The sequence below is a fragment of the Bradyrhizobium sp. genome, from assembly GCF_019244115.1.
Classification (GTDB): Bacteria; Pseudomonadota; Alphaproteobacteria; order Rhizobiales; family Xanthobacteraceae; genus Bradyrhizobium.
In genome coordinates this window covers 1-17,832 of sequence record NZ_JAFATE010000867.1, presented here as the reverse complement: position 1 = coordinate 17,832, position 17,832 = coordinate 1, and the positions used below count along the sequence as shown (strand labels likewise).

Annotated in this window: 19 protein-coding genes and 1 pseudogene; 10 read left to right on the top strand and 10 right to left on the bottom strand. The window is 63.3% G+C overall.

What is annotated here, in order from left to right; all coding sequences use genetic code 11:
* A pseudogene (locus tag JOZ76_RS36570) lies at positions 1-807 on the bottom strand (preprotein translocase subunit SecA); the annotation flags it as partial.
* Between the two features lie 413 nt (positions 808-1,220).
* Here JOZ76_RS36570 and JOZ76_RS36565 point away from each other — a divergent pair.
* Positions 1,221-2,123: a peptidylprolyl isomerase gene (locus tag JOZ76_RS36565; protein ID WP_291706234.1), complete on the top strand. Its 903-nt coding sequence runs from the start codon at positions 1,221-1,223 to the stop codon at positions 2,121-2,123.
* Positions 2,124-2,204: 81 nt separating this feature from the next.
* Complete coding sequence (gene argJ / locus JOZ76_RS36560) at positions 2,205-3,446, top strand: bifunctional glutamate N-acetyltransferase/amino-acid acetyltransferase ArgJ (protein ID WP_291706233.1); 1,242 nt, start codon at positions 2,205-2,207, stop codon at positions 3,444-3,446.
* 305 nt (positions 3,447-3,751) lie between these two features.
* Here the strand turns inward: argJ and JOZ76_RS36555 are convergent, their stop codons facing one another.
* From JOZ76_RS36555 to JOZ76_RS36540, 4 genes are all read right to left on the bottom strand, one after another.
* Positions 3,752-5,077: a TadE/TadG family type IV pilus assembly protein gene (locus JOZ76_RS36555; protein ID WP_291706232.1), complete on the bottom strand. Its 1,326-nt coding sequence runs from the start codon at positions 5,075-5,077 to the stop codon at positions 3,752-3,754.
* Positions 5,078-5,496: 419 nt separating this feature from the next.
* Entirely contained in the window at positions 5,497-6,153 is a 657-nt protein-coding gene (locus JOZ76_RS36550; RefSeq protein ID WP_291706231.1) for a TadE/TadG family type IV pilus assembly protein, read from the bottom strand.
* A gap of 11 nt (positions 6,154-6,164) precedes the next feature.
* A complete protein-coding gene (locus JOZ76_RS36545; protein ID WP_291706230.1) occupies positions 6,165-6,719 on the bottom strand; it encodes a TadE/TadG family type IV pilus assembly protein in 555 nt (184 codons plus the stop codon).
* Positions 6,720-6,728: 9 nt separating this feature from the next.
* On the bottom strand, positions 6,729-8,177 hold the full coding sequence (locus tag JOZ76_RS36540) for a TadE/TadG family type IV pilus assembly protein (RefSeq protein ID WP_291706235.1): 1,449 nt from the start codon (positions 8,175-8,177) through the stop codon (positions 6,729-6,731).
* 143 nt (positions 8,178-8,320) lie between these two features.
* Between JOZ76_RS36540 and JOZ76_RS36535 the strand changes: the two genes are divergently transcribed.
* A complete protein-coding gene (locus JOZ76_RS36535) occupies positions 8,321-8,731 on the top strand; it encodes a (deoxy)nucleoside triphosphate pyrophosphohydrolase (protein WP_291706229.1) in 411 nt (136 codons plus the stop codon).
* A 112-nt stretch (positions 8,732-8,843) separates the two neighbouring features.
* Here JOZ76_RS36535 and JOZ76_RS36530 read toward each other — a convergent pair whose 3' ends face one another.
* Positions 8,844-9,686 carry a methyltransferase domain-containing protein gene (locus JOZ76_RS36530; protein ID WP_291706228.1) on the bottom strand — a complete coding sequence of 281 codons (843 nt, stop codon included), beginning with the start codon at positions 9,684-9,686 and terminating at the stop codon, positions 8,844-8,846.
* Between the two features lie 85 nt (positions 9,687-9,771).
* Between JOZ76_RS36530 and JOZ76_RS36525 the strand changes: the two genes are divergently transcribed.
* From JOZ76_RS36525 to JOZ76_RS36505, 5 genes are all read left to right on the top strand, one after another.
* Positions 9,772-10,569, top strand: a complete 798-nt coding sequence (locus tag JOZ76_RS36525; protein ID WP_291706227.1) for a ComF family protein — start codon at positions 9,772-9,774, stop codon at positions 10,567-10,569.
* Positions 10,570-10,608: 39 nt separating this feature from the next.
* Positions 10,609-10,884: a glutaredoxin 3 gene (grxC, locus tag JOZ76_RS36520; protein ID WP_291706226.1), complete on the top strand. Its 276-nt coding sequence runs from the start codon at positions 10,609-10,611 to the stop codon at positions 10,882-10,884.
* A complete protein-coding gene (locus tag JOZ76_RS36515) occupies positions 10,881-11,759 on the top strand; it encodes a carbon-nitrogen hydrolase family protein (protein WP_291706225.1) in 879 nt (292 codons plus the stop codon). Before grxC ends, JOZ76_RS36515 begins: the two co-directional genes overlap by 4 nt.
* Positions 11,756-12,235, top strand: a complete 480-nt coding sequence (locus tag JOZ76_RS36510; RefSeq protein ID WP_291706224.1) for a DUF1178 family protein — start codon at positions 11,756-11,758, stop codon at positions 12,233-12,235. Before JOZ76_RS36515 ends, JOZ76_RS36510 begins: the two co-directional genes overlap by 4 nt.
* 118 nt (positions 12,236-12,353) lie before the next feature.
* Positions 12,354-12,791 carry an EamA family transporter gene (locus JOZ76_RS36505; protein WP_291706223.1) on the top strand — a complete coding sequence of 146 codons (438 nt, stop codon included), beginning with the start codon at positions 12,354-12,356 and terminating at the stop codon, positions 12,789-12,791.
* A 3-nt stretch (positions 12,792-12,794) separates the two neighbouring features.
* Here the strand turns inward: JOZ76_RS36505 and JOZ76_RS36500 are convergent, their stop codons facing one another.
* The 4 genes from JOZ76_RS36500 to JOZ76_RS36485 all read right to left on the bottom strand — a co-directional run bounded on the left by JOZ76_RS36500 (position 12,795) and on the right by JOZ76_RS36485 (position 15,600).
* Entirely contained in the window at positions 12,795-13,694 is a 900-nt protein-coding gene (locus JOZ76_RS36500; protein WP_291706222.1) for an EamA family transporter, read from the bottom strand.
* Between the two features lie 251 nt (positions 13,695-13,945).
* Entirely contained in the window at positions 13,946-14,227 is a 282-nt protein-coding gene (locus JOZ76_RS36495) for a GIY-YIG nuclease family protein (protein WP_291706221.1), read from the bottom strand.
* Positions 14,228-14,346: 119 nt separating this feature from the next.
* A complete protein-coding gene (ubiG, locus tag JOZ76_RS36490; protein ID WP_291706220.1) occupies positions 14,347-15,120 on the bottom strand; it encodes a bifunctional 2-polyprenyl-6-hydroxyphenol methylase/3-demethylubiquinol 3-O-methyltransferase UbiG in 774 nt (257 codons plus the stop codon).
* Positions 15,121-15,132: 12 nt separating this feature from the next.
* A complete protein-coding gene (locus JOZ76_RS36485; protein WP_291706219.1) occupies positions 15,133-15,600 on the bottom strand; it encodes a PH domain-containing protein in 468 nt (155 codons plus the stop codon).
* 146 nt (positions 15,601-15,746) lie between these two features.
* Between JOZ76_RS36485 and JOZ76_RS36480 the strand changes: the two genes are divergently transcribed.
* Positions 15,747-17,003: an aspartate kinase gene (locus tag JOZ76_RS36480; protein WP_291706218.1), complete on the top strand. Its 1,257-nt coding sequence runs from the start codon at positions 15,747-15,749 to the stop codon at positions 17,001-17,003.
* Positions 17,004-17,320: 317 nt separating this feature from the next.
* Positions 17,321-17,832 (top strand): GAF domain-containing protein (locus JOZ76_RS36475; protein ID WP_291706217.1); only part of this gene is annotated, 512 nt, incomplete at its 3' end.

Sequence of the window (17,832 nt, the reverse complement as noted above, 5' to 3'; positions counted from 1 at the left end):
TTTCTCCATGCCGGCTTCGGTCAGGGTCACGGTGCGCTGCTTCTCATCGACCTCGTAGTCGGTCTTTGCAAGCTTCGGGAAAAAGGTGTCGATGGTGTTGTAGAAATCCGAACGGTCGTCGAGCGGCCCGGAGATGATCAGTGGCGTGCGCGCCTCGTCGATCAGGATCGAGTCCACCTCGTCGACGATCGCAAAATAGTGCCCGCGCTGGACCATGTCCTCGAGGCGGTACTTCATGTTGTCGCGCAGATAGTCGAAGCCGTATTCGTTGTTGGTGCCGTAGGTGATGTCGCAGCCATAGGCGGCCTTGCGCTCGGCGTCGTCGAGCCCGTGCACGATCACGCCCGTGGTCATGCCGAGGAAGGAGTAGATCTGGCCCATCCAGCCGGCGTCGCGGCGGGCGAGGTAGTCGTTGACGGTCACGACATGGACGCCCTTGCCGGCGAGCGCGTTGAGATACACGGCCAGGGTCGCCACCAGCGTCTTGCCTTCGCCGGTCTTCATCTCGGCGATGTCGCCCTCGTGCAGCACCATGCCGCCGATCAGCTGCACGTCGAAATGCCGCTGCCCCAGCGTGCGCTTGGCGGCCTCGCGCACCGTCGCGAACGCCGGCACCAGGATGTCGTCGAGCGTCTTGCCTTCGGCGAGTGCCTTTCGAAACTCGGCGGTGCGCGCCTTCAGCGCCTCATCGGAGAGCGCAGCCACCTCCGCCTCGAGCGCATTGATGTCGTTGACCCGAGGCATGTAAGCCTTGACCCGCCGGTCGTTGGCGGAGCCGAAAAACTTGCGGGCGAGCGCGCCGATCATGCCGATTTCCTAAGGTTTGCGGCTCTGCTTTTCGCGGCCGTGAATGAAGTCCGTCCGGTCGTCTATCAACTCACTGTGACGCGCCGTGGTACAAGCCCCGGTCGAGGGCTCGTCCGCCAAATGAGTGGGAGTTCGTCAGTTCGGGGGTCAGCGGCAAAAACACCAGCAAAATGAGCGTTGTCGCTGCTGACACGACGCCGGCACAGATATGGCTGGGTGGGGGGCTTGTCAACGGCGGCGCTTGGGCCGCCGTGCCCGCGCCGCGGTGCCGCGGCCTTGGATTGCAGCGCTTTGGAACAGCAGTCCTGTCCGGGAATTCATGATTTTGACAGACTTTTCGCGTTGCCAAGGCGCCGCGATTGGGCGAGTGTCCGGCCGCCCGACGCTTCCCCTAAAGACAACAAGGATTTTCCATGACCACTTCGTTCCCGGTAACGAAAACCGGCATGCGCCGGGGCCTCGCCTCGGCGGCCCTGACAGGCGTTTTTGCGCTTGCGCTGTTCGCCGGTCACGTCCGCGCGGAGGACGCAAATCCGGTGCTCGCCAAAGTTAACGGCACCGAAATCCGCAAGAGCGACCTGACGCTTGCCGAGGAGGAATTGGGCCCGAGCCTCGCGCAGATGGATCCTTCGACTAAGGACGACAACGTGCTGTCCTTCCTGATCGACATGAAGCTCGTGGCCAAGGCGGCCGAGGACAAGAAGGTCCAGGACAGCGACGATTTCAAGAAGCGGATGGCGTTCGCCCGCAACCGGCTCTTGATGGACAATCTGCTCGCCAGCGAAGGCAAGGCCGCGACGACAGACGACGCCATGAAGAAGGTCTATGAGGACGCCTCGAAGCAGATCTCCGGCGAACAGGAGGTTCATGCCCGCCACATCCTGGTCGAGACCGAGGACGAGGCCAAGGCGATCGAGGACGAGTTGAAGAAGGGAGGCGATTTCGCCGAGCTCGCCAAGAAGAAGTCGAAGGATCCCGGCTCCGCCGATGGCGGCGATCTCGGCTTCTTCACCAAGGACCAGATGGTGCCGGAATTCGCCAACGTCGCCTTCTCGCTCGAACCCGGCAAGATTTCCGATCCGGTCAAAACCCAGTTCGGCTGGCACGTCATCAAGGTCGAAGAGAAGCGCAACCGCAAGCCGCCCGATTTCGAACAGGTCAGGGGCCAGATCGAGACCTATGTGACGCGCAAGGCGCAGGCGGACTACGTCTCCAAGCTGCGCGAGGCCGCCAAGATCGAGCGCACGGACAAGCCGGCGGATGCGGCCAAGTCCGAGGCCAAGCCGACCGACGCGGTGGCACCGGCAAAGAAGTAAATCGACTTCGCGCTCGAATTTGAGTATTGACACGTCATGCCCGGCCTCGCGCCGGGCATCTTTTTATCGATAGGCGCCGCCATGTCCTCAAGCGTTTCTCCGCTCGCCCCGACCGATGTCCCGGACATGCCCGCGATTGCGGGCGTCAGGCTCGCCACCGCCGAAGCCGGCATCCGCTACAAGGGCCGTACCGACGTGCTGCTTGCCGTGCTCGACCAGGGCACCGCGGTGGCCGGCGTCTTCACCACATCGAAATGCGCCTCCGCACCCGTCGAATGGTGCCGCAAGCTCGTCAAGGGCGGAAAAGCCCGCGCGCTGGTGGTCAATTCCGGCAATGCCAACGCCTTCACCGGCAAGACCGGAAAACAGTCGACCGCGCTGACCGCGGCGATTGCCGCCAAGGCGGTCGGCTGCAAGCCGAGCGAGGTCTTTCTCGCCTCCACCGGCGTGATCGGCGAGCCGCTCGATGCGACCAAGTTCGACGGCGTGCTCGGCGCGCTCGCCGAACGTGCTGAGGGCGAGGACTGGATGGGCGCGGCCAAGGCGATCATGACCACCGACACGTTTCCGAAGGTCGCGACCCGAACCGTCAAGCTCGGCAAGACCAAGGTCACGATCAGCGGCATGGCCAAGGGCGCCGGCATGATCATGCCCGACATGGCGACCATGCTGTCCTTTGTCTTCACCGACGCGCCGATCGCGCCCGCCGCCCTGCAGGGGCTGCTCAAGGCCGGCGTCGAGGACACGTTCAACGCCGTCACCATCGATGGCGACACCTCGACCTCGGACACGCTGCTGGCATTCGCCACCGGCGCCGCCGCGGCGAGCGGCGCGCCAAAGATCAGCCGCGCCAGCGACCCGCGCCTAAAGGCTTTCAGCAAGGCGTTCGTCGCGGTGCTCGCCGATCTCGCCGAACAAGTGGCGCGCGACGGCGAAGGCGCGCGCAAGCTGGTCGAGATCATCGTCGAAGGCGCCGTCTCCAAGGCATCGGCGCGAAAGATCGCGATGTCGATCGCCAATTCGCCGCTGGTCAAGACCGCGATCGCCGGCGAGGACGCCAATTGGGGCCGCGTGGTGATGGCGGTCGGCAAGGCCGGCGAGCCGGCCGACCGCGACAGACTGTCGATCGCGTTCAACGGCATCCGCGTCGCGACGCGCGGCGCCCGCGATCCCTCCTATGACGAGGCCGAGGTCTCGGAGGCGATGAAGCAGCCGAAGATCCAGATCAAGGTGTCGCTGGGCCTCGGCAAGGGCCGGGATCGCGTGCTGACCTGCGATCTCACCAAAGAGTATGTCGCGATCAACGGCGACTACCGGTCGTGATTGTCGTTATTCGGGTGGCGAAACCGAGACCATTATGAGGAGCTAGCCTTTCGGCAGCTTCAGCTTCGGGCGCATAGAGCGATGCCTCGATCAGCTGCTCGCTTCGCTCGTCAGGGCTGGGCGGAGAACTCTTTCCATGTCATTGCGAGGCGCCATGGCGCCGAAGCAATCCAGACCGTCCCCGCGGCGACAGTCTGGATTGCTTCGCTTTGCTCGCAATGACGGATGAAGCACATTGCGCAGCTGAGGATCTCGACATACCGGCTTTGCACGCTTCGAGGCGCCCCGGGATGACGGCTTTGCCGTCACCTGCTGATGCGCGCGTCCATCACGGCCTTCGCGAACAGCGTGTTCATGGCGTCCGAGATGCCCTGGGTCGGTGAGACCTCGAAGTAGAAGCCGGGCGAGGCACAGGACTGCATGTTCTGGGCGATCTGGCTGTTCGGCGAGGGACCCCATGGACCTGCATTGAAGGGGTTAATCCAGGTCATGTACCAGGAGTTGGTCGGCAGCTGCAGGTAGGTCGTGTAGAGCACCGCGATCTTGACCCCGCGGTTCTTCATGTTGGCGCACAGCGTCGGGTCGATCGGCGACTGGCAGCGCCCGCTCGACGTGGTCGACTTGATGCAGTTGCTCGGATTGTTTTCGTCGGCGACGCCGTCGGAGACGAAGAACAGATATTTCAGCGGCGAGCCGGACGTGCCGTTGCCCGGCGTCGTGATCGCCTTGTCGATCGCCGGCATGATCGTCGAAAAGCCGGTGTCCTGGTCGTTGTTGTCATTCTGCCCGTTGACCGTCATCAGGTCGATGTTTCCCGCCGCGGTCTGGGCGCTGGACAGGCTCGAGGACAGCGAGAACAGCGAGCGCAGGCCCTGCGTGTCCGAGGACGCGCCGAAATCATAAATCGCCATCCGGAACTGGGTCGAATAGGTCTGCGTGCTCTGCGCGGTAGCCATCAGGTTCTGCGTGGCGGTGCGCAGCACGTCGATCCGCGTCGTGACGTTCAGCGATTTCGCCAGCTTGTAGTAGTTGTTGGAGTTGTTGAGATCATGGCAGGCGAACGCGCACTTGTCGGACGTGTTGTTGACCATGGTCGCGACATCCGTCGGCGTCGCGCCGACCCCCATCGAGGGGGAATTGTCCAGCAGCACGTAGAAATCGATGTATTGCGGAATGTTCGCGGTCGACGTCGAGGTGCCGTTCACCGTCAGCGAGGTCTTGCCGATCACGCCCATGAAGGAGGTCGGAATATCGGCCGAGTAGCCGACCACGGAGGTGAGGGTCGAACCGGTCTTGGTGACCGTGGGCGTCACGCTGTTGATCGTAACTCCCGTCAAGCCCTGGACATTGCCATTGAAGATGTTGGTCGCATCGACGGCGCCGCCCGCGATCGTGCCATCCGACGTCATGCTGCCGGCGGCAACGAAAGCCGTGGAGTTCTTGGCGATCGAGCCGACGCTCGCAGCGTCGGCCGCGCTCTGCAGCTTGCTCTTCAGCTGGTTCGCCCTCGTATAGTCGACCGCCGCACCGATCATCGTCATGACCGGGATGATGGCCAACGCAAAAATCACCGCAACATTGCCGCGCAGGTCGCCGCCGAAACGGCTGCTCATACGTAAAATGACACGCATAAATGGACGCCGTTTTGATTACTTCTTGCGGTAATCTGTGGTCCGGCTGTTAATTTTCGTTTACCCCGGCCCTGCAAACCCGGGGCAAACACCGTTAATGGATATCCGTATTACTACGGTCCCCCCGTCGCCCGCCCGCCGCTTTCGCCGGGCCGAACTCAAACCACGCTCGTTGTTCACCTGCGCACTGATCGATGCCGATCGCCGCGTGCTGATCGCGCGGCAAACGCGCGACTATGCGATACCGCTCGCCGACCTGCGGCTGACCTCGCATCTGACAGATGTGCTAGATGTGCTGGCGAACCCGAGATGCGTAGGGTGGGCAAAGGCGCGTCTTCGCGCCCTGCCTAGCATGTTAAGGGTGGAGCACGCTTCGCTTTGCTCCATCCTACAAGGCTGCGCGCGAGCGACCACCGCGCTCAACAGATCTTTTGCTTTATGTGTTGGACGCAGCTACACGTTGCCGAGGAGGGGAATTTGACGTCATAGTAAGGAAAGCTAGAGTTGCTGGGACTGTTCGTCGAACAGCGCGGGAATAAGTAGTAGCTGTCTTGAAGCGTCACGGTCCCACTTATCGTGTAGCCGAGATTGGGTGTGTAGACGTAGGAAACTTCGCCCAGAATGAACGACACATTGTTGTTCGATGTTCCGGTCAGCGCGGGGGGTAATGTCATCACCTGACCGAGAGGCCTTCCGGTCGAAACGGTCGTTCCATTGAACGATTGACTCCATTGCACCGTCGCCTTGCCGGTGGCATCCGTCGCGACCTCGGATACGGTGACCGTGACCAGCGAGTGGCCGGCTTTGTCGGCGACGGGATAAGGTGCAAGCGTTGCCGTCGAAGCGCCGAGAATGCCTTGCATCTGGGACGCGGTAACCTGCGTGTTCTGCGAAACCAGGTCAGCAACCGTATGTGCGGTTTCGCTGACTTTCACATTGATCGACATTCCGTTGCCAAGTTCGACGCCGCCGACGTAAAGCACCAACATGAACGGCACCACGATAGCGAACTCGGTGGCCGCGACGGCGTCCGTATCCATCCATAGTTGCCGCACGCGCCATGCGAGACTGGTCATGGGTCACCCCTTCAGGATGGCTCGTTCTGGAAGGCGGCGGACGCCATGATCAGCCGGTTGCCGTTCGAAAGATTTGCAAGATTGAAACCGAGCGGCCCCAGGAAGACTGGCCACTGATACATCACCCGTACCACCACGATATCGCCCGTGCTCCCGGCATTGAACTGCCAGCTATTCGCGACCGTTCCGTCGGGTTTGAAAGACAACGTGGGCGTGGATGTATTTGCCGACGACCAGGTATTGGCCACCTGCACATCGACCATCAAGCCATCGCAGGTGAAAAGGATGACGATCTGGTTGCAGACGGCCTGCTTGAAATCGTCCTGTTTCATCTGCTGGGATTGCACCTGACCGGTCAGGATGAGGCGGCTGGATTTCTGCACGACCGATTCGAGCAGTTCCTGAGCAAAGAAGACGAGAAACGTCTGGATCAGGGCGACGATGAGGGCCAGGAACGGCGCGGCAACGAGGGCGAATTCCACGGCCGTTGCGCCCTTGCTGTCGGCGATGAAGCCGGCGCATTGGTTGCGGCGTTTTGTCCCTGCGGCAATTTCCACGTCTGTCATGGCGCTTGTTCAGTGCGTGAGGTTGGCCGTACTCGACGCGACCTTGATGAACAGGTCCGTGAGCGCGGCCGAGATGTCGCCGCCGGTTTGAACATTCTTAAACAGGCCGGGAGAGGCGCACGATTGCAGATTTTGTGCGATAGTGCCGGTTGAGGACTTGGGTTCGTCGTACGTGTCCACCCAGCTCATGTACCAGCCGTCCGTAATGTCTTGATTGGGGCCAAGATTGATGAGTTGCAGATACTCCGTGTAGAGGATCGCGATGCGGATGCCCCGGTTCTTGATCGTCGCGCACATCGTCGTGTCGAGAGGCTGCTGGCATCGACTGTGGGAGGCAAAGGTCGCGTTGGGGCAAGTTGAGGAGATCTTGTCTTCGACGCCGTCGGTGACAAGGAACACCACTTCCTGCGGCGTATCTCTCGCGGCATTGCTGCCAAGCCCGGGAGCGGGCATGATGTCGTTGATGCTTGAAAGCGCGCCGGCGATATCGGTGCCGTAGTCGGTGTTGGGATTGGTGGTGCTGGTGGAAGAGCAGCCCGAAAAGACGCAGTTCTGGTAGACGACCGGCATCAGCGCGATATTGTTGACCTTGGTTCCGGCGGTCGTCGGGGTGGTCAGCGTTTGCAGCGTGTTCAGCCCGACGTCGAACGTATAGAGCGCCGCCTTGTAGGTGGTATTGTTCAGGGCCGACATGCACTGCATGACGCCGCCCGACACGCCCGACTGCGGGCAGCCCGACCAAGTATTGAGCAACTGGTTGACCGCATTCGTCACGAGATCGATCCGCAAGGTGACATTGTTGTTGCGTGCGATCGCGAGGTTATCCTCGGTCCCGCCGTCGTGAGCGATATTGGTTTCATGACAGGCGAAGCCGCAATTCTGCGAGGGTTTTGCCGGCTGTTTCGCGGGGGCGGTGGCCGTCGCGGAGGCAGTGGCCGTGATGAGTTTGTTGATGTCGGCCAGAGTCGCGCCGATCCCCATCGACGGCGAGTCGTCCAGCAGCAGATAGAAATTCATGTTGGGCGCGCTCGACGCCTGCGCCGTCGACGATCCGCCGATCGGCCAGGATTGGCTGCCAAGCAAACTGGGAAAGTTGTTGATGGACCGCGCGCTGTAGGACACCGTGACGGTGCGCTGCAGCCCGGTATCGGTGATCGTGATCGCCGGCGTCGGGACGGAGGACAGGCCGGGAAGACTGTTCGCGGTCGAGCCGAAAATGGCGGTGGCGGTCGACTGGGCCACGTCATCGGTCTGCATCAGCATCGCGGGCCTGACGGCGGCGATTGCGGCCGCATCGGCAGCCGCATTCAACTGTCCTTGTTTGCGCAAGGCCTGGGTGTAATCGAGCGCCATGCCGAGCAGATAGATCGTCGGGACCATCGTCAGCGCGAAGATCACTGCGATGTTGCCCCGTCGGTCGCCGAGGAAACGGCTGCTCATACGCAGAGTGACACGCATAATGGATGCCGCTTTCAACTACTTCTTCCGGGAATTTACGGGGCCGATTGTTAAGTTTGGTTTACCTCTGCCGTAGAAACACGGACGAAACGGAGTTAATGGTTCTTTTCCACCCTTGGCGCTCCCCAACGTCCCTCCATCGCATGGCCGAACTCAAACTCACCCTCGTCGTCGCTTGCGCGTTGATCGACGCCGACCGCCGTGTGCTGATCGCGCAGCGCCCGCAAGGAAAGTCGATGGCGGGCTTATGGGAATTTCCCGGAGGCAAGGTCGAGCCCGGTGAGCGGCCCGAACAGACACTGATCCGCGAGCTCCACGAGGAACTCGGCATCATGGTCGCCGAGCCATGTCTCGCACCGCTCACCTTTGCGAGCCACGGCTATGAGAGCTTTCACCTCTTGATGCCGCTCTACATCTGCCGGCGCTGGGAGGGCATGGTGACACCGCGCGAGGGCCAGCAACTGGCCTGGGTCCGTGCGACAAAACTGCGCGACTATCCGATGCCGCCCGCGGACCTGCCGCTGATCCCGCATCTGGAAGATCTGTTGCTGTGAGTTGCGTAGGGTGGGCAAAGGCGCGTCTTCGCGCCGTGCCCACCATCCTTGCCGTTGATAGATCGTTGGTGGGCACGCTACGCTTTGCTCACCCTACACTGCTCTACGCAGCTCACGACTTCCCCTTCTTCACTGCATCTTCCAGGCTCGCCCTGGCGGAGCCCGGCTTCAGCGGTTTTTGCTGGCTCTCATGCGGAGCCCAGGCGGAGAGCCAGATGACGTCGAAGGTGGCGCGGATGCGGCCATCGCTGTCTGCAAAACGTTCGGCATAGATCGCGGCCATGCGCAGCATGGTGGCCCGCCGAGTCGGCGTGCGGCGACGTTCCATGAGGATGTTGGTTGCGCCCATCAGCCTGAGATCAGCCATCAATGCGAAAGCGTTGCCATAGCGCACCGTGATGCGGTCGACGTCCGTGACCGGCAGCGCCAACCCCGCTCGCTGCAGGAGCTGACCGATGTCGCGCAGGTCGGCAAAGGACGCGACGCGCGGCGATACGCCGCTCTCGCACTCGGCCTCGGCGGCTGCGAAGGATTGCCGGAGCTCGGTCAGCGTATCACCGCCGATCATCGCCGCCAGCAGCAGCCCGTCGGGTCTGAGCGCGCGCCGGATTTGCGCCAGCACGCCGGGCAGATCGTTGACGAACTGGAAGGCGAGCGCCGACAGCGCGAGGTCGATCGATCCCGGCGCGAGCGGCAGCGCCTCGTCGGCCGAATCCGCAGGCGCCACGCGGGTCAACGACCCCGCCTCCAAGGACGCGCGCAGGCCATGTCCCGGGGTCCAGATGTCGGCGATGTCGACGAAGCGGCGCTTGACCGCGGCAAGCCGTTCTTCCATGTCCTCGGTGACGCGATCGAGCAGAAACTGCACGGGCCCCGCAGCCTGCGCACGGCGCTGCCGCGCAACCAGGAGCGCGCGGTCGAACAGGCGGGGCGTCGTGTTCAAGTCCGTCGACATGATGGCTGGTTACGCCCCTCAGCCGGCATCTGGCAACCAATCATGAGAGCTTGAGCGGGCGGGATGCCGGCGTTAGCCTGGATGGATGTCCGCCAGCACGCTCCTGTCCGGTTCATTTTCCCATTCCTGGCGCGCCGCGCTGTCGGCGGGACGCGCGGCGTGGCGGCTCGCGCTCGACATCGCGCTGCCGACCTTGTGCATTTCCTGCCGCGAGCCGGTTCACGGCGAGGGCGTTTGCGCCACCTGCTGGTCAAAGCTCTCCTTCATCGCAAGACCCTATTGTCCGCGGCTCGGCATTCCCTTCGTCTACGACCCCGGCCCGGAGTTGCTCTCGATGGAGGCGATCGCGAGCCCCCCGGCCTATCATCGCGCCCGCGCCGCGGTGCGCTATGACGAGGTCGCACGCACTTTGGTCCATGCTCTCAAATACCAGGACCGCACTGACCTCGCGCCGATCATGGGCCGCTGGATGGCGCGTGCCGGCGCGGAACTGCTCGAACAGGCCGACATGCTGATTCCGGTACCGCTGCACTGGCGGCGCGGCTTTGGCCGCCGCTACAACCAATCGGGGTTGCTGGCGCGCGCCATCGCACGGCACAGCGGCGTCGCGCTGAACGGCGAGGCGCTGGGCCGGGTGCGCGCGACCGAGCAGCAGGTCGGATTGTCGCGCACCCAGCGGGCCAGCAATGTGCAGGGCGCATTTCAGGTATCCACTGGCCGGCAGGCCGACGTCGCGGGACGGCATGTCGTGCTGGTCGACGACGTCCTGACCTCAGGGGCGACCGTGGATGCATGTGCGCGGGCACTGCTTAGGGCGAAGGCGGCCCATGTCGACGTCGTGGTCTTCGCCCGGGTTGTAGATGGGCCCCGCTCTCCCATATAATCCACCTTCTGCGGCAAATCGGAGCATCGGAAGCGCGACATGACGGAGGCCATCGAAATCTACACGCGTCCGGGCTGCGGCTATTGCAGCGCCGCCAAGTCGCTGCTCGCCCGCAAAAAGGCCGTCTTCACCGAATATGACGCCGGCAAGGACCCGTCATCGCGGCAGGCGATGTATGACCGCGCCGGACATGGCGCGACCTTCCCGCAGATCTTCATCGGCGACAAGCATGTCGGCGGCTGCGACGAGCTCTACGCGCTGGACCGCGCCGGCAAGCTCGATCCACTGCTCGCGGAAGTGAAGAACGGCACATGAGCGCGAACACGACCTTCACGGCGGCGGTGGTGCAGATGCGCACCTCGCTGCTGCCCGAACCGAGCCTCGAACAGGGCATGACGCTGATCCGCGAGGCGGCGGCGCAGGGCGCCGATTATGTGCTGACGCCCGAGGTCAGCAACATGATGCAGCTGAACCGCAAGGCGCTGTTCGAGCAGCTAAAGACCGAAGATGACGATCCATCGCTGAAAGCCTATCGCGCGCTTGCGGCCGAGCTGAAGATCCATCTCCATATCGGCTCGCTGGCGCTGCGCTTCTCGCCGGAGAAGGCAGTCAACCGCTCGTTCCTGATCGGCCCCGACGGCGCGCTGCGGGCGAGCTACGACAAGATCCACATGTTCGACATCGAGCTGCCCGACGGCGAGAGCTATCGCGAGTCGGCCAACTACCAGCCCGGCGAGACCGCCGTGATGTCCGACCTGCCGTGGGGCCGCATTGGTCTTTCGATCTGCTACGACGTGCGCTTCCCGGCGCTGTATCGCGCGCTTGCCGAGGGCGGCGCCTCGTTCCTGACCGTGCCCTCCGCCTTCACCCGCAAGACCGGCGAGGCGCATTGGCACACCCTCTTGCGCGCCCGCGCCATCGAGAACGGCTGTTTCGTGTTCGCCGCCGCCCAGGGCGGGCTGCATGAGAACAAGCGCGAGACGTTCGGGCACTCGCTGATCGTCGATCCATGGGGCACGGTGCTGGCGGAAGGCGGGATCGACCCCGGCGTCTTCCTCGCTGAAATCGATCCTGCGAAGGTCGGTACTGCGCGGAAAGCCATTCCCTCGCTGCAGCATGGCCGCCGTTTCACCCTCGCCGATCCCAAAGCCGGCCCCGACTACCTGCATCTGGTGCGGGGATCGGCATGATCCGCTACGCGCTTCGCTGCGGGGGCGATCACACCTTCGAAAGCTGGTTCCAGGACTCCGCGGCCTACGACGCGCAGGTTCGGCGCAAGCTCGTGACCTGCCCGGTCTGCAATTCGACCGAGATCGAGAAGGCGATCATGGCGCCGCGGATCGTGGGCCGGAAGGAGCGCGCCAAGGAAACGCCTCCGCCGCCCCAGTCACCCACCGTGACCGAGCCCCCGGCCGCTGAATCGACGCCGCTGATGATGGCGCAGGAGCGGGAGCTGCGCGCCAAGCTGAAGGAATTGCGCGATCACATCGTCAAGAACGCCGACAATGTCGGCGAGCGCTTCCCCAACGAGGCGCGCAAGATGCATTACGGCGAGATCGAACACCGCCCGATCTATGGCGAGGCTTCGAACGAGGAGGCGCGTGCGCTGATCGAAGAGGGTGTCGAGGTGTCACCGCTGCCGGTGCTGCCCGACGATCGGAATTGATTCTGCACGTCATTCCGGCGCACGCGAAGCGTGAACCCGGAATCTCCCGCCGCAATCTCCAGATTCCGGGTGCGCTCGTTTTACTCGCGCCCCGGAATGACGATCAACGAAGGACTGTGTGAGCGACGTGTCTTCCTCCTGGCAGATCTGGGCGCTGCTGTCGGCCGCCTTCGCGGCGCTGACGGCGATTTTCGCCAAAGTCGGTGTCGAGGGCATCAACTCCGATCTCGCCACGTTGATCCGCACCGCCATCGTGCTGGCTGCTCTTGCGCTGATCCTGTTCGCAACCGGCCAGCTCTCCAATCCCGGCCCAATGTCGGGCAAGAGCTGGCTGTTCCTGCTGCTGTCCGGGCTCGGCACCGGTGCATCGTGGCTGTGCTATTTTCGCGCGCTGAAACTCGGGCCGGCGACGCTGGTGGCGCCGATCGACAAATTGAGCGTGGTGCTGGTGGCGGTGTTCGGCGTGGTGTTTCTCGGCGAACGGCCTTCGCTCTATGGCTGGATCGGCATCGCCCTGATCGCGACCGGCGCGGTGCTGATCGCGGTGAAAGCATAGCGCTCAGGCCGAGACCAGCAGCCCGACGCCGGCGACGATCAGCACGATGCCGACAAGCTCCCGCGCCGAGGCCCGTTGTTTGAACTGATAGTGCGACACGGCCTGCGCGAACAGCACCTCGACGAGCGCCAGCGTCCGGACATTTGCCGCCGCGGTCAGCGCAAAGGCCAGGAACCAGAACTGCGACGAGAACGCGCCCATGAAGCCGGCAAACATCGACGATCGCCACAGGCGAAAAATCTTCTGCAGCACGTCGGGCGCCCGCGCCAGCAGATAGATCGTCAGGACCAGCGTCTGCAGGAACAGCCCGAGCACCAGCGTGAACGATGCCGCAGTCACGAACGAGACGCCCTTGACCGTGATGATGGCGCCGCGGAAGCCGACCGCCGACAGCGCAAACGTGGCGGCGGCCGCGAGGCCGAGCACGGTCGGCCGGAGCTCGGCGAGGCCCTTTTCGCCCCCGGACCGCAGCGCCGTGACGATCACACCAATGGTCGCAATCAGGATCGCCGCCATTTTGGCGAGCGTCAGATGGTCGCCGAGGAAAACGAAGCCAAATATCGCGGTCTGGATCGCCTCGGTCTTGAGATAGGCGGTGGTCGCCACGAAGGACCGGTCGTTCATCGCGAGCAGCATCAAGCCGGTGCCGACGATCTGGCTCATCGCACCCAGCACCAGCCACGGCCAGAACGCCGCGGTCGGATGCGGCAGCGCGTCGCCGGACGCCGCGAGCATGGCGGCAAAGAACAGGATCGCGAACGGGAAGCCGAACAGGAAGCGGATATTGGTAGCGCCCCAGGTGCCGAGCGGACCGGTCAACTGCCGCTGCATCGCGTTGCGCGCGACCTGCCCGAGCGCGGCGATCAGCGTGAAGGGAATCCACAGCGTGGCGACGGAGAACATGGGGAATGATGCCGGCTGAAAGGGCGGCCACCGTGCCGGGTGCGATGAATGCGGTCAACCGGGCTGCTGCATGACAGGATTGCGCCGCCGATCAAGAACTCCGCTGTCGTCCCTGCGAAAGCAGGGACCCATAACCACAGGGGATCGTTTTGAAGATAGCAGCCAACGGCCGTGCAGCCCCATTGAGAGAATCCGCGGTATGGGTCCCTGCGTTCGCAGAGACGACAGCGGGGGATGTGGCGCCCTATGCGTCACGTCAACAAGTCGCTGAGATCGCGCCATTCGAGGTTGTCACGCTCGATCAACTCGATCTTCCAGTCCCGCTTCCACTTCTTTAGTTGCTTTTCGCGCGCAATTGCCTCTTCGGCCCGTTCGTATTCCTCTACATACACGAGCCGAAACACCTCGTGTTTCTTGACAAAGGACGACCCCTGCCCGTTGCGGTGCTGCTCCAACCGTTTCCGGACAGAATTGGTTACCCCGATGTACAAGGTGCCGTGTCGGCGACTTGCGAGGATGTATACGTAATACATGGCAAGCTCCGGCAAGTGGCGAACCTTTATGAGTTCAACTACCACGACGGCCGGTGGCTATGGGTCCCTGCTTGCGCGGGGACGACAGTTATTATTGCGAAGGCTTCTCGCGACCTCCCTCACACCATCTGTTCGGCGACCACCATGTAATTCACGTCCATGTCGGTGGAGAGGCCCCATTTGTCGGCGAAGGGATTGTAGACCACGCCGCTCTGCTCGGTGACGACGAGGCGGTTGTCGAGCAGATGCTTCGTCAGTTCGTCGGGGGTGACGAACTTGCTCCACTGGTGGGTACCGCGCGGCAGCCAGCGCAGCACATATTCGGCGCCGACGATCGCGAGCGCAAAGCTCTTCCAGTTGCGGTTCAGCGTCGAGGCCACCATCATCCCGCCCGGCTTGAGCATCGCGGCGCAGCGGCCGAGGAAGACGCCGACATCGGTGACGTGCTCGACCACCTCCATCGCCAGCACGATGTCGAAGCGCTCGCGCGCATCCATGTCTTCCAGCGTGGTGATGCGATAGTCGATCGACAGATGCCCCTTCTCCGCATGCAGCCTGGCGGCCGCGATGTTCTTCGCCGCCGGATCGATCCCGACCACGTCGGCGCCGAGCCGGGTGAACGGCTCGCACAACAGGCCGGCGCCGCAGCCGATGTCGAGCATACGCAGGCCGCTCAGGCAGTTCAGGCTCTTGGCGTTGCGCTCGAACTTGCGGCAGGCGGCGTCGCGGATATAGGCAAGCCGCAGCGGGTTGATCCTGTGCAACGGGGCCATCTTGCCGTTGGGGTCCCACCATTCGGCGGACAGTTTCGAGAATTTGGCGATCTCGGCCGGATCGACCGTCGAGCCGGGTCCGCCGGCTCCGAGGTTGCGAGTGTCCTCTGACATGGCCATGCGATGGGCTTCCTAGCGCGCGGTGATGGCGTTGCGAAACGCCAGCGGCGAGGCGATCGTCGAAATGGTCTCCCGGCCCTCGCCGACGCCGAGGATCGTCACGTTGCCGTAATCGAAGACTCGCCCCGCGATGCTCTGATCGACGTCGACGCTCTCGACCTTGTCGAGCGCTATTTCGAAAGTGTGCCGCTGGATGAACCCGGTCTTGTGGACAACGCGCCGGTTGGTCACGTCGGTCTCGGTGGTCAGGCGATGGAACCAGGCCCTGACGGTCAAATACAGCGCCACCAGCGCAACCACGACGGCGGACGCCAGCGCCAGCATCGTGACGCTCTGGACCGTCGTCTCCCGGGACAGGATGAGCAGGACCAGCGCGACGATCCAGGCCGCGATGGCGGGCAGATAGAATATCCAGTGCGCATTGGTCGAATAGAGAACTTTCTCGCCGGGTTGCAGGATCTCGTCGATATACCGTCCCATACCTACCCTCACTTGACCGCCGCGACCGATCCCCAGGAACCAGCTTGCCCCCGGCCGCCGCGCTATGTATACGCGCGTTTCAGTCTTGGCGCCTACGGTTTCCCGCAGGTAAAAAATTATCCCCTTGAAGGAACATACACCTCGTCATGAGCCGCCTCGTGATGAAATTCGGCGGCACATCCGTCGCCAATATCGAACGCATCCGCAACGTCGCGCGTCATGTGAAGCGCGAGGTCGATGCCGGCCATGACGTGGCCGTGGTCGTATCGGCAATGGCCGGCAAGACCAACGAACTAGTGGAGTGGTGCCGCGACGCCTCGGCGATGCACGATGCGCGCGAATATGACGCCGTGGTCGCCTCGGGCGAGCAGGTCACCTCGGGGTTGCTCGCGATCGTGCTGCAGAACATGGGTATTCAGGCACGCTCGTGGCAGGGCTGGCAGATCCCGATCAAGACCAGCGATGCCCATGCCTCGGCCCGCATCGTCGACATCGACGGCTCGGAGCTGATGAAGCGATTCAAGGACCGCAAGGAGGTCGCCGTGATCGCCGGCTTCCAGGGCATCAACCCGCAGACCGGACGGATCACGACGCTCGGGCGCGGCGGATCGGATACCTCGGCCGTCGCCATCGCGGCCGCGATCCGCGCCGACCGCTGCGACATCTATACCGACGTCGACGGCGTCTATACCACCGACCCGCGCGTGGTTCCGAAGGCGCGCCGGCTCGACAAGATCGCGTTCGAGGACATGCTGGAGCTGGCCTCGCTGGGCGCCAAAGTGCTGCAGGTCCGCTCGGTCGAGCTCGGCATGGTGCACAACATGCCGATCTTCGTCCGCTCGAGCTTCGACAAACCCGAGGATGTCGACCCGCACGCCAATCAGCCGCCGGGCACGCTGATCTGCAGCGAGGAGGAAATCATGGAAAGCCACGTCGTCACCGGCATCGCCTTCTCCAAGGACGAGGCTCAGATCTCGCTGCGCCAGATCGAGGACAAGCCGGGGGTGGCCGCCTCGATCTTCGGCCCGCTGGCGGCGGCCAATATCAATGTCGACATGATCGTGCAGAACGTGTCGGAGGACGGCAAGACCACCGATCTGACCTTTACCGTTCCCGCCTCGGACTACGGCCGCGCCCGCGACACCATTACCGCGGCCAAGGGCAAGATCGGATATGCTCGGCTCGACACCGCGAACGACGTCTCGAAGGTTTCGGTGATCGGCAGCGGCATGCGCAGCCATGCCGGCGTCGCCGCAAAGGCCTTCGCCGCGCTCGCCGGGCGCAATATCAACATCCGCGCCATCACCACATCGGAGATTAAATTCTCGGTCCTGATTGATGCGGCCTATACCGAGCTTGCGGTCCGCACACTACATAGCCTCTACGGGCTGGATCAGGCTTAGAAGAACTGTCTCCATCGGCGCGCCGGCGGGAAGAGCCCTGGCGGCACGAACGCTTCGCAGGCGCAAAAGCGGCGTCGGCGGCGAAGTTCCTTGGGCTGCTCATTGGCAGGCGTTTTGCTTGGCAAAACAAGCGCCAATTCGCTATACGGCCAAGGATAGGGCAACGTCGCGGTGGATTTGACATTCGCTCGAGTAGCCGCCGTAAATTCGCATTGGCGAATGGCGGCGGCCGATGATTAAGATTGTAGTTTTTCCCGAGGTCAGCGCCAGCTTCCGGCGATGCGCCGGGCTGGCTTTCAGGAGGGGGACGAAGGCAGATGCGAAGCACGTCGGGAGGTCCCCGCGTCCTGTTGAGACGGCTTCGCGAAACCATGGCGGAGCAAGTCAGCGCACAGGAACGATTGGACAAGATCGTGGTGCTGATCGCGGCCAACATGGTCGCCGAGGTCTGCTCGGTTTACGTGCTTCGGATCGACAACACACTCGAGCTCTACGCCACCGAGGGGCTCAATCGCACCGCGGTGCACCGCACGGTGCTAAGCGCCCATGAGGGCCTGGTCGGCCTGGTGGCGAGCGAGGCGACGCCGCTCAACCTGAGCGATGCCCAGAGCCACCCGGCCTTCTCGTTCCGTCCCGAGACCGGCGAGGAAATCTACCACTCCTTCCTCGGCGTGCCGATCCTGCGCGCCGGCAACACGCTCGGCGTGCTGGTGGTGCAGAACCGCGCCAAGCGCACCTATGTCGAGGAGGAGGTCGAGGCGCTGCAGACCACCGCGATGGTGCTCGCCGAGATGATCGCCTCGGGAGAGCTCGCCGCACTGGCCCAGCC